Origin of the sequence: Microbulbifer sp. 2205BS26-8, assembly GCF_030731025.1 — a bacterium.
Taxonomy (GTDB): Bacteria; Pseudomonadota; Gammaproteobacteria; order Pseudomonadales; family Cellvibrionaceae; genus Microbulbifer; species Microbulbifer spongiae.
Window position 1 is genome coordinate 1 of the sequence record NZ_JAVAMR010000233.1, and the last position, 281, is coordinate 281.

Below are 281 nucleotides of genomic sequence, written 5' to 3' on the forward strand. Positions count from 1 at the left end.
GTCACTTGAATACTGGTGAGCACAGCACCGCTCACAGTGATCGGCGCTCGGTTGCTGACAATACCAGCGAAGCTGGCGAAGATACGGGTACTACCCGGGGCTACGGCCGTGGCCACACCGCTGCCACTGACGGTGGCCACCGAGCTATCTTCACTTTGCCAATTCACGCTGTTGGTAATATTGGAGGTGGTGCCATTGCTGTAATTGGCCCGGGCGGTATATTGCTGTGTCTCACCCGGCGCCAGGGACAGATTGCCTGCGGGAAATATTGAGATGGATAC

Annotated in this window: 1 protein-coding gene; it reads right to left on the minus strand. The window is 56.9% G+C overall.

Annotation, left to right across the window (positions count from 1 at the left end; translation table 11 throughout):
• The coding region (locus Q5Y71_RS17390) for an Ig-like domain-containing protein (RefSeq protein ID WP_306043322.1) at positions 1-281 on the minus strand (281 nt) is incomplete at both ends.